General features: G+C 46.1%; 18 protein-coding genes. 11 read left to right on the forward strand and 7 right to left on the reverse strand.

What is annotated here, in order from left to right; genetic code table 11:
• The first annotated feature begins 24 nt into the window (after positions 1 to 24).
• Both fieF and pfkA read left to right on the forward strand, forming a co-directional pair.
• On the forward strand, positions 25 to 933 hold the full coding sequence (gene fieF, locus UQW94_RS08555; RefSeq protein WP_025768809.1) for a CDF family cation-efflux transporter FieF: 909 nt from the start codon (positions 25 to 27) through the stop codon (positions 931 to 933).
• A gap of 283 nt (positions 934 to 1,216) precedes the next feature.
• Positions 1,217 to 2,179: a 6-phosphofructokinase gene (gene pfkA / locus UQW94_RS08560; RefSeq protein WP_005381521.1), complete on the forward strand. Its 963-nt coding sequence runs from the start codon at positions 1,217 to 1,219 to the stop codon at positions 2,177 to 2,179.
• A gap of 89 nt (positions 2,180 to 2,268) precedes the next feature.
• Here pfkA and UQW94_RS08565 read toward each other — a convergent pair whose 3' ends face one another.
• Positions 2,269 to 3,651, reverse strand: coding sequence for an MATE family efflux transporter (locus UQW94_RS08565; RefSeq protein WP_322142195.1), 1,383 nt, complete (start codon positions 3,649 to 3,651; stop codon positions 2,269 to 2,271).
• Between the two features lie 240 nt (positions 3,652 to 3,891).
• Between UQW94_RS08565 and UQW94_RS08570 the strand changes: the two genes are divergently transcribed.
• The 3 genes from UQW94_RS08570 (at position 3,892) to UQW94_RS08580 (ending at position 6,785) form a co-directional block, all read left to right on the forward strand.
• Positions 3,892 to 4,182, forward strand: coding sequence for a co-chaperone GroES (locus UQW94_RS08570; RefSeq protein ID WP_005381516.1), 291 nt, complete (start codon positions 3,892 to 3,894; stop codon positions 4,180 to 4,182).
• A gap of 77 nt (positions 4,183 to 4,259) precedes the next feature.
• On the forward strand, positions 4,260 to 5,906 hold the full coding sequence (groL, locus tag UQW94_RS08575) for a chaperonin GroEL (protein WP_322142196.1): 1,647 nt from the start codon (positions 4,260 to 4,262) through the stop codon (positions 5,904 to 5,906).
• A gap of 315 nt (positions 5,907 to 6,221) precedes the next feature.
• Positions 6,222 to 6,785, forward strand: a complete 564-nt coding sequence (locus UQW94_RS08580) for a VC2662 family protein (RefSeq protein WP_322142197.1) — start codon at positions 6,222 to 6,224, stop codon at positions 6,783 to 6,785.
• Positions 6,786 to 6,885: 100 nt separating this feature from the next.
• Here the strand turns inward: UQW94_RS08580 and UQW94_RS08585 are convergent, their stop codons facing one another.
• Complete coding sequence (locus UQW94_RS08585; protein WP_005381504.1) at positions 6,886 to 7,383, reverse strand: MgtC/SapB family protein; 498 nt, start codon at positions 7,381 to 7,383, stop codon at positions 6,886 to 6,888.
• Positions 7,384 to 7,478: 95 nt separating this feature from the next.
• Entirely contained in the window at positions 7,479 to 8,501 is a 1,023-nt protein-coding gene (gene epmB / locus UQW94_RS08590) for an EF-P beta-lysylation protein EpmB (protein WP_322142198.1), read from the reverse strand.
• Positions 8,502 to 8,533: 32 nt separating this feature from the next.
• Between epmB and efp the strand changes: the two genes are divergently transcribed.
• Both efp and UQW94_RS08600 read left to right on the forward strand, forming a co-directional pair.
• Positions 8,534 to 9,100: an elongation factor P gene (gene efp, locus UQW94_RS08595; protein ID WP_005381500.1), complete on the forward strand. Its 567-nt coding sequence runs from the start codon at positions 8,534 to 8,536 to the stop codon at positions 9,098 to 9,100.
• Between the two features lie 266 nt (positions 9,101 to 9,366).
• Positions 9,367 to 10,770, forward strand: a complete 1,404-nt coding sequence (locus UQW94_RS08600) for an SPFH domain-containing protein (protein WP_005381498.1) — start codon at positions 9,367 to 9,369, stop codon at positions 10,768 to 10,770.
• Between the two features lie 101 nt (positions 10,771 to 10,871).
• Here the strand turns inward: UQW94_RS08600 and frdD are convergent, their stop codons facing one another.
• The 4 genes from frdD to frdA are packed head-to-tail and all read right to left on the reverse strand — an operon-like array spanning position 10,872 to position 14,205.
• Positions 10,872 to 11,249: a fumarate reductase subunit FrdD gene (gene frdD / locus UQW94_RS08605; protein WP_262627533.1), complete on the reverse strand. Its 378-nt coding sequence runs from the start codon at positions 11,247 to 11,249 to the stop codon at positions 10,872 to 10,874.
• Positions 11,250 to 11,261: 12 nt separating this feature from the next.
• The gene (gene frdC, locus UQW94_RS08610; RefSeq protein WP_005425044.1) at positions 11,262 to 11,645 is read right to left on the reverse strand and encodes a fumarate reductase subunit FrdC; all 384 of its coding nucleotides are present in this window, start codon (positions 11,643 to 11,645) and stop codon (positions 11,262 to 11,264) included.
• Positions 11,646 to 11,647: 2 nt separating this feature from the next.
• Positions 11,648 to 12,406, reverse strand: a complete 759-nt coding sequence (locus UQW94_RS08615; protein WP_085570086.1) for a succinate dehydrogenase/fumarate reductase iron-sulfur subunit — start codon at positions 12,404 to 12,406, stop codon at positions 11,648 to 11,650.
• Entirely contained in the window at positions 12,406 to 14,205 is a 1,800-nt protein-coding gene (gene frdA, locus UQW94_RS08620; RefSeq protein ID WP_005381487.1) for a fumarate reductase (quinol) flavoprotein subunit, read from the reverse strand. The genes UQW94_RS08615 and frdA overlap by 1 nt, the downstream gene beginning before the upstream one ends.
• A 435-nt stretch (positions 14,206 to 14,640) precedes the next feature.
• Between frdA and epmA the strand changes: the two genes are divergently transcribed.
• From epmA to UQW94_RS08640, 4 genes are all read left to right on the forward strand, one after another.
• Positions 14,641 to 15,612 (forward strand): elongation factor P--(R)-beta-lysine ligase, encoded by a 972-nt coding sequence (gene epmA, locus UQW94_RS08625; RefSeq protein WP_005381485.1) that lies wholly within the window; start codon positions 14,641 to 14,643, stop codon positions 15,610 to 15,612.
• 9 nt (positions 15,613 to 15,621) lie between these two features.
• Positions 15,622 to 15,996 (forward strand): VanZ family protein, encoded by a 375-nt coding sequence (locus tag UQW94_RS08630; RefSeq protein WP_322142199.1) that lies wholly within the window; start codon positions 15,622 to 15,624, stop codon positions 15,994 to 15,996.
• A gap of 21 nt (positions 15,997 to 16,017) precedes the next feature.
• Entirely contained in the window at positions 16,018 to 16,653 is a 636-nt protein-coding gene (locus tag UQW94_RS08635; RefSeq protein ID WP_005381480.1) for a TetR/AcrR family transcriptional regulator, read from the forward strand.
• Positions 16,654 to 16,797: 144 nt separating this feature from the next.
• Positions 16,798 to 17,754, forward strand: a complete 957-nt coding sequence (locus tag UQW94_RS08640; protein ID WP_182039315.1) for a DHH family phosphoesterase — start codon at positions 16,798 to 16,800, stop codon at positions 17,752 to 17,754.
• Positions 17,755 to 17,768 lie beyond the last annotated feature (14 nt).

Raw genomic sequence — 17,768 nt, forward strand, 5'->3', positions numbered from 1 at the left:
ATGGTTTTAGTTAACTCTTTGATTATGAAACAGCAATACGCACGTTTAGTTACGACCGCCGCTTGGACTGCAACCATTGTGGCGACGCTTCTTCTGATAGTAAAAGTCATCACGTGGTGGGTAACCGGCTCAGTGAGCTTATTGGCGTCATTGATTGACTCCATGTTAGATATCGCGGCTTCGGTTGTGAATCTTGTGGTGGTTCGTTACGCCTTACAACCGGCAGACCGCGAACATACGTTTGGACATGGTAAAGCTGAGTCCTTAGCGGCCCTAGCCCAAGCAATGTTTATTTCGGGCTCGGCAGTATTTTTGATTCTTAACGGGATTGACCGATTTTTCCGCCCGCATGCTTTACACGCACCGGAGTTAGGTGTGTATGTATCGCTGTTTGCGATTGTGGTCACACTTGGCTTGGTGATGTTCCAAAAACATGTGGTTCGCGTGACGGGGAGCCAAGCAATAGCGGCGGATTCTCTGCATTATCAGACTGACTTGTATATGAATGCTGCGATCATGGTGGCTCTGGGGCTCAGTTATTTTGGAGTGACTCAAGCGGATGCTGTGTTTGCGATTGGTATTGGTGTCTTCATTCTTTATAGCGCTTTCAAAATGGTCAGCGAAGCGATTCAAACCTTACTTGATAGAAAGTTGCCCGATGAAGAACTTGAGCAAATTAACCAAGCTTGTTTGAGCGTAAAAGGGGTATTGGGTGTGCATCAGTTACGCACGCGAATGTCAGGACCGACGCGCTTTATACAGTTGCATTTAGAGCTAGACGATAACTTACGATTAATTGAGGCGCATTACATCGCTGATAAAGTGGAAGATAATTTATTGGCTCTGTTTCCTGATGCGGATGTATTGATCCATCAAGATCCATTGTCTGTCGTTTTCGGACCAGAGAAAGAGCAGAAAGCGCAAGATTGGTAGGCTTGAAAAATCCATCAGTGCCCGACGACAAACAGGTACTTATTGACTATCTTTCCATCAATACTTATTAAGATTCGTGATCCTGATATGAATCAACAAAGTTTCATAGAGAAACTGTAATACTCTTACATAAGTAGAAAAGTTACATAAAAAAGTGCGTTTTCATTGGTAATCCTGTAGAGGAAATGTAACATAACGCACAGTTCTGGATTATGCAGGTTGCTTGGTAACAAGGGGCCTAAAAGAAAATTAAATAATTGATTGCCAAAGATCGAGGGTGAGCATGATTAAGAAGATCGGTGTTTTAACAAGTGGCGGTGACGCACCTGGTATGAACGCTGCGATACGCGGCGTAGTACGTACAGCACTATCCGAAGGATTGGAAGTATTCGGTGTGTACGACGGCTACCTAGGCCTATACGAAGGCCGCATCGAGAAGCTAGATCGTTCTAGCGTTTCAGATGTGATCAACAAAGGTGGTACGTTCCTAGGTTCTGCACGTTTCCCTGAATTTAAACAAGTGGAAGTTCGTGAAAAAGCGATTGAGAACCTGAAAAAACATGGTATCGATGCACTAGTGGTAATCGGTGGTGATGGTTCGTACATGGGTGCGAAGAAACTGACTGAAATGGGTTACCCATGTATCGGTCTTCCGGGCACAATCGACAACGATATCGCAGGTACGGATTACACTGTGGGCTACCTAAGTGCACTAAACACCGTTATCGATGCAATCGACCGTCTACGTGATACTTCTTCATCTCACCAACGCATTTCAATTGTAGAAATCATGGGCCGTCACTGTGGTGATTTGACTCTGATGTCTGCAATTGCGGGCGGTTGTGAATACATCATCACTCCGGAAACTGGTCTAGACAAAGACAAGCTGATCAGCAACATCCAAGATGGTATCGCTAAAGGTAAGAAACACGCGATCATCGCGCTTACTGAGCTAATGATGGATGCTAATGAACTAGCACGTGACATCGAAGCCGCGACAGGTCGTGAAACTCGTGCAACAGTACTTGGTCACATCCAACGTGGTGGTCGTCCAACTGCATTTGACCGCGTACTAGCATCTCGTATGGGTAACTACGCTGTTCACCTATTGATTGAAGGTCATGGTGGTCGTTGTGTAGGTATCGTGAAAGAGCAACTTGTTCACCACGATATCATCGACGCAATCGAAAACATGAAGCGTCCAGTACGCAACGATCTATACAAAGTTGCTGAAGAACTGTTCTAAGTAAGCTTGAAATAGATAAACAAAACCGCGGCTTTCCGCGGTTTTTTGTATTTGAGAATCAACAAAAAGAAACTAGTGATAGACGAGTGTTAAGACACGCTGCTCTGCTCTATGAGCGTTAATTTGCGCTCGCGCAGCGCAAACAAGTAGCCCAGTAGCCCACCCAACGTATTCCCAACCGCGATACCGATAAACAAGCCTTCAATGCTGTAGATTTGGCTCCCGACCCACGCCGAAGGCAAGGTAAAAATGAACAGCCGCATAAAGCTCCACTGGAATGCACGCAATGGCTTGTGCATCGCATTCAAACCACTGACTAACATCATTACGATGCCTTGGAAGCCATAACTAAATGGCACCACCAGTAAATAATGCCAAAGCAGGTTTTTCACCGCATCTTCCTGAGAAAACAGCGCAGCCAGAGGAATGCTCAGTGGCACCATCATCAAGAAGATAAACCCTTGGAATACCACTGCAAAACGCATGCTAATAAATAAACCGGAAAAGGCTCGTTGCGGTTGTTTGGCTCCTAAATTTTGTGCCATAAACGGTGTGAGGGCAGAGGTCAGCGACATCAATACTAAAATCAATATAGACTCAATACGCTGCGCTGCGCCGTAAGCAGCAACCGCCGCTGTACCGTGGTTGGATAACAGCATCATCAGAATGGCACCGGACAACGGATTCATCGCGTTTGATAGCGCTGCAGGGGTACCAATTTTTAGTGTCTGTTGCCAGTCTTGTTTCAGCAAAGCCCATTGGGGTTGAGCAAGCAATTTTTCCCGTTTAATTAGCACATAGAATGAGCCACACAAAGCACCTAACCAGCTAAAGGCACTTGCTATGGCTGCGCCTTGAATGCCAAGTTCCGGAAAAGGGCCATAACCGAAAATCAACAATGGATCGAGCATGCCATTAATCAAACCAGCCAACATCATGACTTTTGCTGGTGTTTTTGTGTCGCCAGTAGCTCGGATAGCACTGTTGCCCGCCATTGGGATCACTAGCAGAGGAATGGTGAGATACCAGACCTGCATATATTGCTCAATAAGAGGGATGAGATCATCAGACGCACCAAGAAAACGAAACAATAGCGCAATGGTGGTAAAGCCAATAGAAGACGCGATAGCCACAAGTAACACGGCTAACAACAAACCGTGGGTGGTGAACCGAGCAGCTTGTGGTGCATGACCTTGCCCAAGCAAGCGACCAATATTGGTCGATAGTCCCATCCCAATCCCCATCGTAATGCAGTTAACCGCAAAGGTTACAGGGAAGGTATAGCTGATAGCTGCTAGCGCTTGAGTGCCAAGCAACGAGATAAAAAACGTGTCCACCAAGTTAAACATCAAAATTGCGATCATGCCCATGGTCATGGGTACGGTCATTTTCCGCAGCGTTTCAGGAATGGGTGCGGTCAACAAACCATGCTTATCGGTCGCTTGGGGTTCCAGCTTGTTATTTTCCTGCATGTGTGACAACTATCTGGTGAGCAAACTGCAAGGATACAAGAAAGCGAGATGCCGAGCGAGTGAGCATTTCTAACGCAAACCGTTGCCTAGTTGTTCGTTATTTTAACTAAGTCACAAAAATTTTGTGCCACCCCCTTGGGATCGCTGCTTCGACCCCTTATATAGGGATCACGTGTCTGGGGCTACAGTCCCTAAGGACAATTATCAAATAAACATGGAAATTTTCAGGAGAGACGACCGATGAACATTCGTCCATTACATGACCGAGTTATCGTTGAACGTAAAGAAGTTGAATCTAAGTCTGCTGGTGGCATCGTTCTGACTGGTTCTGCTGCAGAAAAATCGACTCGCGGTGTTGTTCTAGCTGTGGGTAAAGGCCGCATCCTAGAAAACGGCACCGTACTGCCACTAGACGTTAAAGTCGGTGATACCGTTATCTTCGCTGAAGGTTACGGTACAAAAACTGAAAAAATCGACGGTAAAGAAGTGCTTGTCATGTCTGAAAACGACATCATGGCGATCGTTGAATAATAGCAATCATTGAGTAATTTTTTGCTCAGATTCAATTACGAAATTACACACAAAGAATTTTAGAAAGGAAATCAAAGATGGCTGCTAAAGACGTTAAATTTGGTAATGACGCACGAGTTAAAATGCTGGAAGGTGTAAACGTTCTGGCTGACGCAGTAAAAGTAACACTGGGTCCTAAAGGACGTAATGTCGTTCTAGACAAATCTTTTGGTGCACCAACTATCACTAAAGATGGTGTATCAGTAGCGCGTGAAATCGAGCTGGAAGATAAATTCCAGAACATGGGCGCACAAATGGTTAAAGAAGTTGCGTCTAAAGCAAACGACGCAGCGGGTGACGGTACAACAACAGCAACGGTACTAGCGCAATCTATCGTTAACGAAGGTCTAAAAGCAGTCGCAGCGGGCATGAACCCAATGGATCTTAAGCGTGGTATCGACAAAGCTGTTGCCGCGGCAGTTGAGCAACTAAAAGAGCTTTCTGTTGAATGTAGCGACACAAAAGCGATCGCGCAGGTTGGTACTATCTCTGCAAACTCAGACGCAAGCGTAGGTAATATCATTGCAGAAGCAATGGAGCGTGTGGGTCGTGATGGCGTTATCACGGTTGAAGAAGGTCAGGCGCTACAAGACGAGTTAGACGTAGTAGAAGGTATGCAGTTCGACCGCGGTTACCTGTCTCCTTACTTCATCAACAACCAAGAATCAGGCAGTGTTGATCTAGAAAACCCATTCATTCTTCTAGTAGACAAGAAGATCTCAAACATTCGTGAGCTTCTTCCAACGCTAGAAGCTGTCGCGAAAGCATCTCGTCCACTGCTTATCATTGCAGAAGATGTAGAAGGCGAAGCGCTAGCAACATTGGTTGTGAACAACATGCGTGGCATCGTAAAAGTTGCAGCTGTGAAAGCACCTGGCTTCGGTGACCGCCGTAAAGCAATGCTACAAGACATCGCTATCCTAACTGGCGGTACTGTGATTTCTGAAGAGATCGGTCTAGAGCTAGAAAAAGTTGCACTAGAAGATCTAGGTCAAGCGAAGCGTGTTTCTATCACGAAGGAAAACACGACTATCATCGATGGTATCGGTGAAGAAGAGATGATCTCAGGCCGTGTTGCTCAGATTCGTCAACAAATCGAAGACGCAACTTCAGACTACGACAAAGAGAAACTACAAGAGCGCGTAGCTAAACTGGCTGGCGGTGTTGCAGTAATCAAAGTCGGTGCAGCGACTGAAGTTGAAATGAAAGAGAAGAAAGACCGTGTAGAAGATGCGCTAGCCGCAACTCGCGCAGCGGTTGAAGAAGGTGTTGTTGCTGGTGGTGGTGTTGCACTTATCCGCGCGGCATCTAAGATTGCTCACCTAACGGGTGACAACGAAGAACAAAACGTTGGTATCCGCGTTGCACTACGTGCAATGGAAGCGCCAATCCGTCAAATCACGAAGAACGCAGGTGAGGAAGACTCAGTTGTTGCGAACAACGTGAAAGCGGGTGAAGGTAGCTACGGCTACAACGCGGCAACAGGCGAATACGGCGACATGCTAGAAATGGGTATCCTAGATCCAACTAAAGTTACTCGTTCTGCACTACAATTCGCAGCATCGGTTGCAGGTCTGATGATCACAACTGAAGCGATGGTTACTGACCTACCGCAAAAAGACGCGCCAGCGATGCCTGACATGGGCGGCATGGGTGGCATGGGCGGTATGGGCGGCATGATGTAAGCCAGCTTATCTCATCGCTCTAAGGGAGCCCTTATAGCGGAAAGATAACCGACCAAACCTTTAAAAGTCGAGGCAGATGCCTCGACTTTTTTTATGCGTGTCACCTGAGAAACATGACGTTCTGGAGTGGCTTATCATGAGATTTTTGAGCGTAAAAAGCGCCATTTCAGAAGCAAAAAATCGAAGAGAAATATTTTTTCTTTTGAGTCAGATGGTTAAATCTGACCTATTGCTAACACTTTTTGAACGGGGACAGAGCAAAATCTGAACATTACACTATGTTGTAAATTGTTGCTTCCCATCATGGAGATGAAAATGAAAAAGCTTATGACGTCATTGGCGGTTGCAGCCGCTATCGCATCACCTGCTGCTTTTGCCGACAGTACACCTGTGATGTTCTCTACTATCGATAACACAAACGCACCTTCGAATTCTTCAGTTGGTGGTGTTCGTTTAGCTGTGTTGCATGGACAGGTAAATGAGGTTAAAGGTGTCGACTTTTCACTGCTTGGTATGTCAGAAACGGATCGTACGACAGGTGTGAACTTCGGTCTGTTTTTTGGCGCAGCAAAAGTAAATCAAGAAATGAAAGGCGCGTCTTTAGGCTTAGTTAACTGGAACCAAGGTCAGACGACGGGTGTTAACTTGGGTGCTGTTAACATTACGAACAACGTAAAAGGCTTGAACTGGAGCGCGGTGAACTATTCTGAAGGCTACACCATGGCGGATGTGGGCTTAGCGAGTATCTCTAAGAAGTCTAATTTCCAGTTTGGTTTCTTCAACATGACCGATCAAATCGATGGCGTGCAAATTGGTCTTTTGAACTGTGCGGATAACGGTTTCTTCAAGTGTTTCCCACTCATCAACTTTGCTAAGTAATCCCTGAGAAAGTCAGAATCTTTATATACAGAAAGCCCTCGATGTTCGTCGAGGGCTCTTTAATTACTGATGAGATGAAGTGAGTTTCTCGGAGCGTTAACTATTTAATTAATCGTGATGAAGTTTTGCGTTGTTGAATTCTTTGATGAACACCGCGGCGTAATGCTTTTATGTGGTTTTCTGCTTTATCCACACCTAACAACACGGTTAATGTCAGGAGAGTAATAACCACCGACTGCGTTAAATAACCCAAACCTATCATCAAACCTAAACCTGCTAGCACCCATATTACAGCCGCGGATGTTACGCCATGGATTTTTCCATCAAGTGTCATCATAACGCCAGCGCCTAAGAAGCCGACGCCAGTAATGATCTGACCAAGCACTCGTGCTTGATCAAGTGTATTTGGCGATAACGACACTGCCATCGACATAAACAGGTAGGTGCCTGAAATAATTAATATTGCTGTGCGAATGCCAACCGGTTTACCACGAGTTTGGCGCTCTATACCGATCATGAGCCCATTAATGGCGCAGCATAGTAGGGCAGGCCAACTGAATGGGCCAAGATCGAAAATTTGTTCGAATGCTGTATGCATCTTGACCTCCAAAAGTGCGGAGTATGCATAGACTTACCGTGCAAAGCGAACAAAAATAATCAATCTAGACGACAAATTTAATTGAGCGTTGGAGCTTATTCTAAATGCAAATCCAACGGCGTTTTACTTGGCCTGCCACCAATTTCTCGTGTGAGTTTTGGTACCAGATAACCCGATACACGCGTGATGAGTCCGCGCATAATAGCTTTCGCTTCTTCGTCCGAAATAAAATAGTGCGCTGCGCCTTGCACCTTATCAAGAACGTGGAGGTAATAAGGCAAGATACCCGCGTCAAATAAGGCCTCACTTAACGCCACTTGAGCTTCTACCGAATCATTCACGCCTTTCAGCAGAACGCCTTGGTTTAGAAGCGTAACGCCCGATCTTTTGAGCTTGAACATCTGTTCAGCAAATTCGTCATTGATTTCGTTGGCATGGTTGATGTGAGTGACGAGGATGATTTGTAACCTTGATGCTTGCAGAAGTTGGCATAGTTCATCAGTGACTCGAGCAGGAATCACCACAGGTAAACGGCTATGAATACGCAGACGTTTGATGTGAGGAATGTGAGCAATGTGCTCTAAAAGCCAATGAATCTCATCGTCTTTTGCCATTAATGGATCACCACCTGAGAAGATGACTTCGTTCAACTCTGGTTGTTGTGCCATGTACTCTAAGCACTTGGTCCAGGCTTGTTTCCCGCTTTTGTTCTCTTGATAAGGGAAGTGACGACGAAAGCAGTAACGGCAATTTACCGCGCAGCCACCTTTGACAATCATCAGGGCGCGGTTGCGATACTTGTGTAGCAGGCCAGGGACTTCATTGTCCTGCTCTTCCAATGGATCATTGGAGTAACCCGGATGCACCTCAAATTCGTCGCTCAGTGGTAAAACCTGACGTAAAAGAGGGTCTTTAGGGTTGCCTTTCTCCATCCTATCGACAAAACTTTGCGGTACACGCTGTGCAAACAGCTTGCGCGCGGCAAACCCGTCTTGCCACGGTGAAGGATCAATTTCCAGTATTTCGAGCAATTTTGCAGGATCAGAGATCCCATTCGCCAACTGTTTGAGCCAGTTTTGCTCAACAGATTCGACTTTTCGGGTTATTATGTGCGGCATTGAATTTAGCTCTAAGAATGTAAGAGGAAAAAATGGCTACAGTTAGCACCAATGAATTTAAAGGCGGTCTTAAGTTAATGCTTGATAACGAGCCTTGTGTAATTCTGGAAAACGAATACGTTAAACCAGGTAAAGGCCAAGCGTTCAACCGTGTTAAAATTCGTAAACTTCTTTCTGGTAAAGTGCTAGAGAAAACATTCAAGTCTGGTGACACTTGTGAAGTGGCAGACGTAATGGATATCGACCTAGATTATCTATATTCAGACGGCGAATTCTACCACTTTATGAACAGTGAAACGTTTGAACAGATCGCAGCGGATGCAAAAGCGGTAGGTGAAAACGCTAAGTGGTTGGTAGAAAACAACACTTGTATGATCACTCTTTGGAACGGTAACCCAATTACTGTTACTCCACCAAACTTCGTTGAGCTAGAAGTTGTAGACACAGACCCAGGCCTGAAAGGTGATACTCAAGGTACTGGCGGTAAACCAGCGACGCTATCAACTGGCGCTGTTGTTCGTGTTCCTCTGTTCATCTCAATTGGTGAAGTGATTCGTGTAGATACTCGTACTGCTGAATACGTAGGTCGTGTGAAGTAAGCACTTTATATTATTGTTAGAAAGGTCGCTTCGGCGGCCTTTTTTATGGCCTGTGATTCTTCTCTTTTAATCCCTCTGCGTAAAACATCGATATCCTCCGCAAATTTTTGATGATTTTGCATTATTCGTAAAAATCTTATTTATTCCATGAATCTGTCGATTATTCCTTAATGTAACATTTTGATACATTAGTACTTGTCGCTGAGTTGCATAGCAATCTGATTTTTATCGATTTAACTCAGTAACAATCCAAAAAGGAGAACAAAATGGAAAGCAGAGGTTTAGGAAGGGGTTTAAAGGTGGAAGAAAGACGTCAGTTACTACATAAAGGATTAAAAGCAGCCGTATTTGGCGTACCGCTGTTGGCAATAGGCTTAACGATTAATAGCTCGGTGCTGATGACCGATGCGGGTTACAGCTACGTGCATCAGAATAATATTACTGGTGAGTTGGATGTGTTTACTGAACCTGGCATTCATTTTCGTATGCCATTTCTGTCCAAAATCACCAAGTATGACCAAGTCATCACCGTGTCATTCGGTAACAGCAAGGGCGAAGATTTTTATCAACGCCTTGATGCGATTCAGGTTCGATTTGCCGACACCTATATTGGTCAGATCCCCGTAACATTCCGCTTTAAGCTCAGTAATGACCCTGAAGCGGTGAAGAAGATGCACAAAGAGTTCCGCAACAACAGTAACTTGATCGATGCGCTGCTTGTAAAGAACGCACGTAACGTAACGGTGATTACCGCAACCCAATACACGGGTGAAGAGTTTTTCCAAGGTGGTTTGAACCAGTTCAAATCGAAACTTGGCGATCAGTTACGAGAGGGGATTTATCTAACAGAGCGACGTCAGGTTGAAGTGGAAGAGTTGGATCTTGCGCCTGTTGGGGCGAATCAAGCCAATCCGAACCAATTACAGCGCACCAATCAACTGGTATGGAAAACCGTGCCTGTCGTAGACAAAACCGGGCAACCAATTCGTCAAGACAATCCGTTACAACAATACGGTATTCAAGTGACGCAGGTGACCATTGGTGACCCGCAGCCAGAAAAGCAATTAGATCAGCTATTGGCAGATAAAAAACGTTTAGTGGCGGATCGTATTCGTGCGATTCAGGAACAAGAAACGTCGAAAGCACAGGCAGAGACCGAGCAGTTACGCAAAGAGATTCAACGAACACGTGAGGTGCAAGACGCCCAGCGTGGTAAAGAACTCGCAATTATTGCTCAGCAAAAAGAAGTGGAAGTTGCACGTCAGATTGCAGAGCGTGAAATCGTTGAAGTGGAAAAAACCAAACGACTTGCTGAGGTCGAGAAGGAGAAAGAGCTAGCTATCGCAGAGGCTAACTTAGCGATTCAAAAAGCGAACGCACTTTCTGCTGAGTTTGAAGCGAAAGCGATATTAGCGAAAGGTCGCGCAGAATCTGAAGTCCTAAAAGGTAAATATGCGGCGTTAGGAGCAAACCGTGAAGTTTACTTGGCAGAATTGAATCGAGACGTAGCGAACTCGTTGTACAACAACTTGCAAAACTTCCAAGTTCAGATGCCACAAAACTACATCGGTGGAAGTGACGAAACGGGCTTGAAAACGAACTTAGATGTGATTACTGGCTTTGGTGCTCTGGGTCTTATGGACCAAACAAAGAAGGTCACACAGCAATAAGATCATGGGTGGTCAAAAGCTTAAAAAGCAAAAAGATCATGGGTAACCCAAAGCAATAAAAAAGCTGGCATTGAGCCAGCTTTTTCTTTTGGGTCAGTCTCTTAAATCATGAAGATAAAGATAACTGCTAGTGCAGTGATTAAGCCTGCAAATGCGTAACATGCTACTTTACCAATCACACCAGTGTGGAATTTAAGGTCATGCATGCCGTGGTGCACACGGTGCATTGCATGCCACATTGGCAATGCTAGCGTGCCAATGATGAATAGCGCACCGATGATGCTGGTTGCGAATGCAGAGACACGCTCGTAGCTCATTGCTTCTGCATCAATCACACCTAGTGGAACTAGGATGCCGAGTACGAGTACCGTGATTGGCGTGATCATTGCGAACCAAGTACCACCGGCACCAAATAGACCCCACCAGATTGGCTCATCAGAACGTTTCGGTGCTGTATTAACACTATAATTTGGTTTCATTACTCAAGCTCCTTACATCACGATGAGAACGATCAGTGAGATGAACGCAACTGCTGCCCACTGAGTCAGAACGATGATTTTCTTATCCACTGGTTTGCCTTTCAGACGAATTGGCATAACCTGTGGCATCATGCTGAAGAAAGTTTGTGCGTGGAACAGGCTACCTAGTAGTGCAACGATGTTGATCGCTACCACGATAGGGTTTGCCATGAACTCCAACCAACCTTGCCAAGCTTCAGGACCTTTCACTAGAGAACCTAGACCGAAAGTCAGGAAGATAGTGAACAGGATTAGAGGAAGCACAGTTGCTTCACGTAGCATGTAGAAGCGGTAGAAAGGATGGTTCTTCCACCAAGTGCGTTTTACTTCACGAACGTAAGGTTTACGGTTGCTCATCCTTATGCCTCCACTTTTTTCGGTGAACCATCAGGTTTCAACATAGCAATTACGAAGTCCATAGAAGACTCTACTTTGCCTTGGTTTACTGCCGCTGCAGGATCTACGCTCTTCGGACAAACTTCAGAACAGTAACCTACGAACGTACAACCCCAAGCGCCGTTTTCACCGTTGATCAGCTTCATGCGCTCATCTTTACCGTTGTCACGGCTGTCTAGGTTGTAGCGGTGGGCTAGCGTTAGTGCAGCAGGACCGATGAACTCTGGGTTAAGACCAAACTGAGGACATGCGGCATAGCACAGACCACAGTTGATACAGCCAGCGAACTGCTTGTATTTCGCCATCTGTTCTGGCGTTTGCAAGTTCGTACCGTCTTCTGGTTTACGATCGTTACCAATGATGTATGGTTTGATTGCTTCTAGGCGCTCGATGAATGGCGTCATATCAACAATCAAGTCTTTCTCGATTGGGAAGTTCGCTAGAGGCTCGATAGTCACACCGTCTGGGTAGTCACGTAGGAAGCTCTTACAAGCAAGTTTCGGTACGTTGTTCACCATGATGCCGCAAGAACCACAGATCGCCATACGGCAAGACCAACGGTAAGACAGATCTTTGTCTAGGTGGTCTTTGATGTAACCAAGTGCGTCAAGTACAGACATGGTTTCATCGAATGGGACTTCGAATGTTTGCTTGTATGGTTCTGCATCTTTCTCTGGGTCGTAACGCAGGATGTCTACTTTTTGAATGCGATTTGCTGACATTATGCTTGCTCCTCTGCGTTCTTCTCTTCAGCTGCTGCTTTTTCTGCTGCTTCACCGTATAGACGAGCTTTTGGCTGTGACTTAGTGATGGTCACATTGCTGTAATCGATACTTGGTGCTGACTCTGGCTTGTAGAAAGCAAGTGAGTGTTTTAGGAAATTCACGTCATCACGTTCTGTACAACCGTCGTCTAGACGTTGGTGCGCGCCGCGCGACTCTTTACGTAGAATCGCAGAGTGAACCATCGCTTCTGCGACTTCTAGGCCGTAACCCACTTCGATTGCGTATAGAAGGTCTGTGTTGAACACTTTACCTTTGTCTTTGATGCTGATGCGCTTGTAGCGTTCTTTCAACTCAGTGATTTTGTCGATAGTCGCTTGCATCAAATCTTCTTGGCGGTATATACCACAGCCCGCTTCCATGGTGTGGCCCATTTCTGTGCGTATTTCTGCCCAGTTTTCGTCGCCTTCTTGGTTCATCAGTTTCGCGATGCGCTCTTCAACGGCTTTGACTTGCGCGTCAATTGCCGCGTCGTTCCAACCTTTGAATTCTGCTGCGCGTTTCACTGCGTTTTCACCCGCTACGCGGCCAAATACCACGAACTCAGCCAGTGAGTTAGACCCTAAACGGTTTGCACCGTGAAGACCAACAGACGCACATTCACCCACCGCGAATAGGCCTTTAATGCGAGTTTCACATCCGCCGTCCGTTTCAATACCACCCATGGTGTAGTGAACGGTTGGACGAATTGGAATTGGCTCTTTTGCAGGGTCCACGTTTACATAAGCTTTTGCTAGCTCACAGATGAACGGTAGACGTTCTTGTAGGTACTCTTCACCAAGGTGGCGAAGGTCTAGGTGCACCACGTCACCCAGTGGGTGTTTGATGGTGTTGCCTTTCTGTTGTTCGTGCCAGAAAGCTTGAGAAACTTTGTCACGAGGACCCAGTTCCATGTATTTGTTCTTCGGTTGGCCAACTGGAGTTTCAGGGCCCATGCCGTAATCTTGTAGGTAACGGTAGCCATTCTTGTTAACGATGATACCGCCTTCACCACGACAACCTTCCGTCATCAGGATACCTGTGCCTGGAAGACCGGTTGGGTGGTATTGAACGAATTCCATATCACGTAGAGGAACGCCGTGACGGTAAGCCATTGCCATACCATCGCCCGTTACGATACCGCCGTTGGTGTTACAGTGGTAAACACGGCCCGCGCCACCTGTTGCTAGAACAACCGATTTTGCTTTGATAGTAACAAGCTCGCCTTCAGACATGTGAATAGCAATCAGACCTTGAACTTCGCCTTCATCAACAAGCAGATCCACCACAAAGTACTCATCAAAACGTTTGATGTTGCTGTACTTCATTGATGTCTGGAATAGCGTATGAAGCATGTGGAAGCCAGTTTTGTCTGCAGCGAACCAAGTACGTTCAACCTTCATACCACCAAAGCGGCGTACGTTGACTTCACCGTTCTCTTTACGACTCCATGGGCAACCCCATTGCTCCATTTGGATCATTTCGCGAGTCGCGTTCTCTACAAAGTATTCAACAACATCCTGTTCACATAGCCAGTCACCACCGCCAACAGTGTCGTTGAAGTGGTTGTCTAAGCTATCTTCATCCTTGATAACTGCTGCTGAGCCACCCTCTGCAGCGACCGTGTGGGAGCGCATTGGATAAACTTTAGAAATCAGAGCGACTTCTAAGTCTGGGTTTGCTTCAGCCGCTGCAATAGCAGTACGAAGACCAGCGCCGCCTGCGCCGATGACTGCGATATCTGTGGTGATAATTTGCACAGTTATCCTCCAGTGTGTGATTGCGGAAATCCGCTTGTTATTGTCATTACGAGGCGCTCTTTAAAAAGAACTCCCCAAAAGTAGTAGGGTTAGTGTAGATGAGCCACATGGCAGAAAAATTGATGTAATTGGGTTTTTGCTTCGGTAATGCACTTAAGGGCATAGAATTTATAGGTTATGTGACTGCTATCACGGCATCGAGGTTTTGGCCCTCAAGCATTAACATTAGGGATGTTAAACCTGTGTTGCGTGACATTAACCGCATGGATAATAGGTTTTTAACTGAGTGTTTTTTGTGCTGCGGCACGAGTAATGCTTGCCTCAAATTGGCGAGCACATTAGTAAAAAGAAGAAGGGATATTCCTCTCTTCTTGAAGAGTAAAAAGCATGTAGAATGAGGCTTTCCTCGCTGAATTAAAGTTTGAGAAACTTGTTATGCAAACCAACTGGCAACCTACTGCTTCCATTGACCAACTTCGTCAACGTGCGACGTTAATCGCGTCGATTCGACAATTCTTCGCTGACCGACAGGTGATGGAAGTCGATACGCCAGCCATGAGTCACGCAACCGTGACTGACATTCATTTGCATACTTTCCAAACCGAGTTTGTTGGCCCAGGCTATGCTGATGGCAGTAAGCTGTTTTTTATGACCAGCCCAGAGTTCCATATGAAGCGCCTTTTGGCTGCGGGCAGCGGTTGTATTTATCAAATCAACAAAGCATTTCGTAATGAAGAGAATGGTCGCTACCACAACCCTGAATTCACGATGTTGGAGTGGTATCGCGTTGGCTTTGACCATCATAAATTGATGGATGAAATGGATGACCTGTTGCAGCTGGTATTGAAGTGTGGCGCAGCGCAGCGCATGACGTATCAGCAAGCCTTCATTGATGTGTTGGGTGTGTGTCCACTGGAAGGCTCGATGACTGAGCTGAAAGCGGCGGCAAGCAAGCTGGGTTTGAGTGACATTGCTGAGCCAGAAGAAGATCGCGATACGCTGCTGCAACTACTATTTAGCGTGGGAGTAGAAAACAAAATTGGTCAGGACGTGCCGGCTTTTGTGTACGACTTCCCTGCATCACAGGCGGCGCTTGCGAAAATCAATCCTCAAGATCATCGCGTCGCGGATCGTTTTGAAGTGTACTTTAAGGGGATAGAGCTGGCGAACGGATTTCATGAACTGGATAACCCGAAAGAGCAATTAGCGCGCTTTGAACAAGATAACGCAAAGCGTATCGAAATGGGTTTAAAACCACAGCCGATCGATTATCATCTGATCTCTGCACTGGAAGCAGGGTTGCCAGATTGTGCAGGGGTCGCGTTGGGTATCGATCGTTTGATCATGCTGGCGCTAGGCTGTGACCACATTGATCAAGTGACGGCCTTTCCATTTCCAATTGCATAAGGACGTCCAATGAACCTGACGGCTGCACGTTTCGTCATCTTTAGCTACGCCATATTGATCGCTTTTTTATCTCTGAGTTCAGGTGAACTGCAAGACTGGGGCAATATCGCGTACCTCGACAAAATGCAGCACGCTATGGCGTATAGCGGCTTTGCGTTTTTAGGTTGCTTTTGCGTGTGGCGTTGGCGTCAACGTTGGGCGGTGGCGATTAGTATTTTGCTATTCAGCGCCGTTATTGAGTGGTTGCAAGGGTATGTAGGGCGACAAACTTCTTGGTTAGACCTTGTCGCCAACTCAACTGGCATCTTAACTGGTCTGTTATGTTACCGTATTTTGAGCCTCTATCGACCTAGGTTGGTGAAGTCGCTATACTCGATTCGTTAATGAAGAGGGAACACGATAACAATGAAAACGCGCGACAAAATCGTCTACGCGGCACTGGAGTTGTTCAACCAACATGGTGAGCGAAACATCACCACCAATCACATTGCCGATCACATCGAAATTAGCCCTGGTAATCTGTATTACCACTTCCGCAATAAGCAAGAAATCGTTCGCGAGATCTTTGCGCTTTATTCAGCAGAACTTTTAGAAAGATTTACCCCTATTCAAGGTTCGCAAGAGAGCCTGACTATGCTGAAGAGCTACCTAGACTCTATTTTTACCTTGATGTGGAAATACCGCTTTTTCTACGCAAACTTACCAGAAATCTTGTCACGAGATGAACAGCTACACGAACAGTACATCGATGTGCAAGAGAAGCTGCAAGCGAACCTCATTGCTATTATGCAAGAGTTCGTAACGATGAAGCTGTTGAATGTCGATCAACAACAGTTGAAGTCATTGGTATGTACATTGCACTTGATTGCGTGTAGTTGGTTGGCATATCAATCCGCGATGGCTTCAAAAACCAACATTACCGAGCAAATGGTGAAGCAAGGGATGTTGCAGATGCTTAATGTCGTTAAGCCATTAGCAACTGAGCAGGGCTTAGAGCAGCTACTGTTATTAGAAGATGCGGTTAGCAATCTACACAGTTAAACGTCAAACTGCTTAATATTTCGAGAGTCACTCTCATTTTCGAGTCGTGGCTCGAGTTGACTTGTCAAATATGCCACGCACAATAGTCCCATACGCTAAAAACCCTTGCAGGGATAAGATTCTCGATAAAGGAACTATCGCCCCATGAATTACGACATTTTTAATGGTGATGCTGATGGCATCATTGCTCTTCTACAATTGCGTTTGGCTGATCCTGTCGATGCCCAGTTAATAACCGGTGTAAAGCGCGACATCAAGCTGGTGGAAAAAGTAGACGTGCAAGCGGGTGATGAGCTGACTGTGTTAGACATTTCGATGGAAAAGAACATGGCAGGTCTAGAGCAAGCTTTGGCTCAAGGCGCGCACGTCTTTTACGCCGATCATCACAAAGCGGGCGACATTCCTCAGCATGGTAATTTGGATGCGCACATCGATCTCGATGCCAACATGTGCACGGCGTTGATTGTCGATAAGTTGCTTGATGGGCGTTTTCATGACTGGGCGATTACGGCGGCTTATGGCGATAACATGATTGCTAAAGCCGATGAGTTAGCGAATAACGCGGGCTTGTTGCAGCAACAGAAAGAGCAGCTAAAAGAGCTGGGTACTTTAATTAACTACAACGGCTACGGATCGAAGGTCGAAGATTTACACTTTCACCCTGCGGAGCTGTACCGAGCTTTGCTGAAGTACACGTCGCCATTTGAAGCTATTGAAGATACGGCCTCGCCATACTACCAATTGCAATCGGCTTACCAACAAGACATGGAGGCGGCTCTCGCAGTGCCTGCCATGCATGAGAGTGGTAAGCTGAAGTTGTTTGAGTTACCAAACACGGCGGCATCACGCCGAATCAGTGGTGTTTATGGCAACTGGCTAGCAAACCAAACCCCTGACTCTGCGCATGCGGTACTTACTGAAAATGCAGATGGGACTTATACGGTTTCACTTCGTGCCCCGTTAAACAATAAACAAGGTGCCGTGGCCGTGTGTGGTCAGTTCCCGACAGGTGGGGGGCGAGAGGCGGCGGCAGGAATCAACGCGTTAAGCAAAGATGATGTGCATGCTTTTATTGATGCGGTAGAAACCTACTACGCATAGCATTTGCCAAAATA

The sequence above is a fragment of the Vibrio sp. PBL-C16 genome, from assembly GCF_034321865.1.
Taxonomy (GTDB): domain Bacteria; phylum Pseudomonadota; class Gammaproteobacteria; order Enterobacterales; family Vibrionaceae; genus Vibrio; species Vibrio alginolyticus.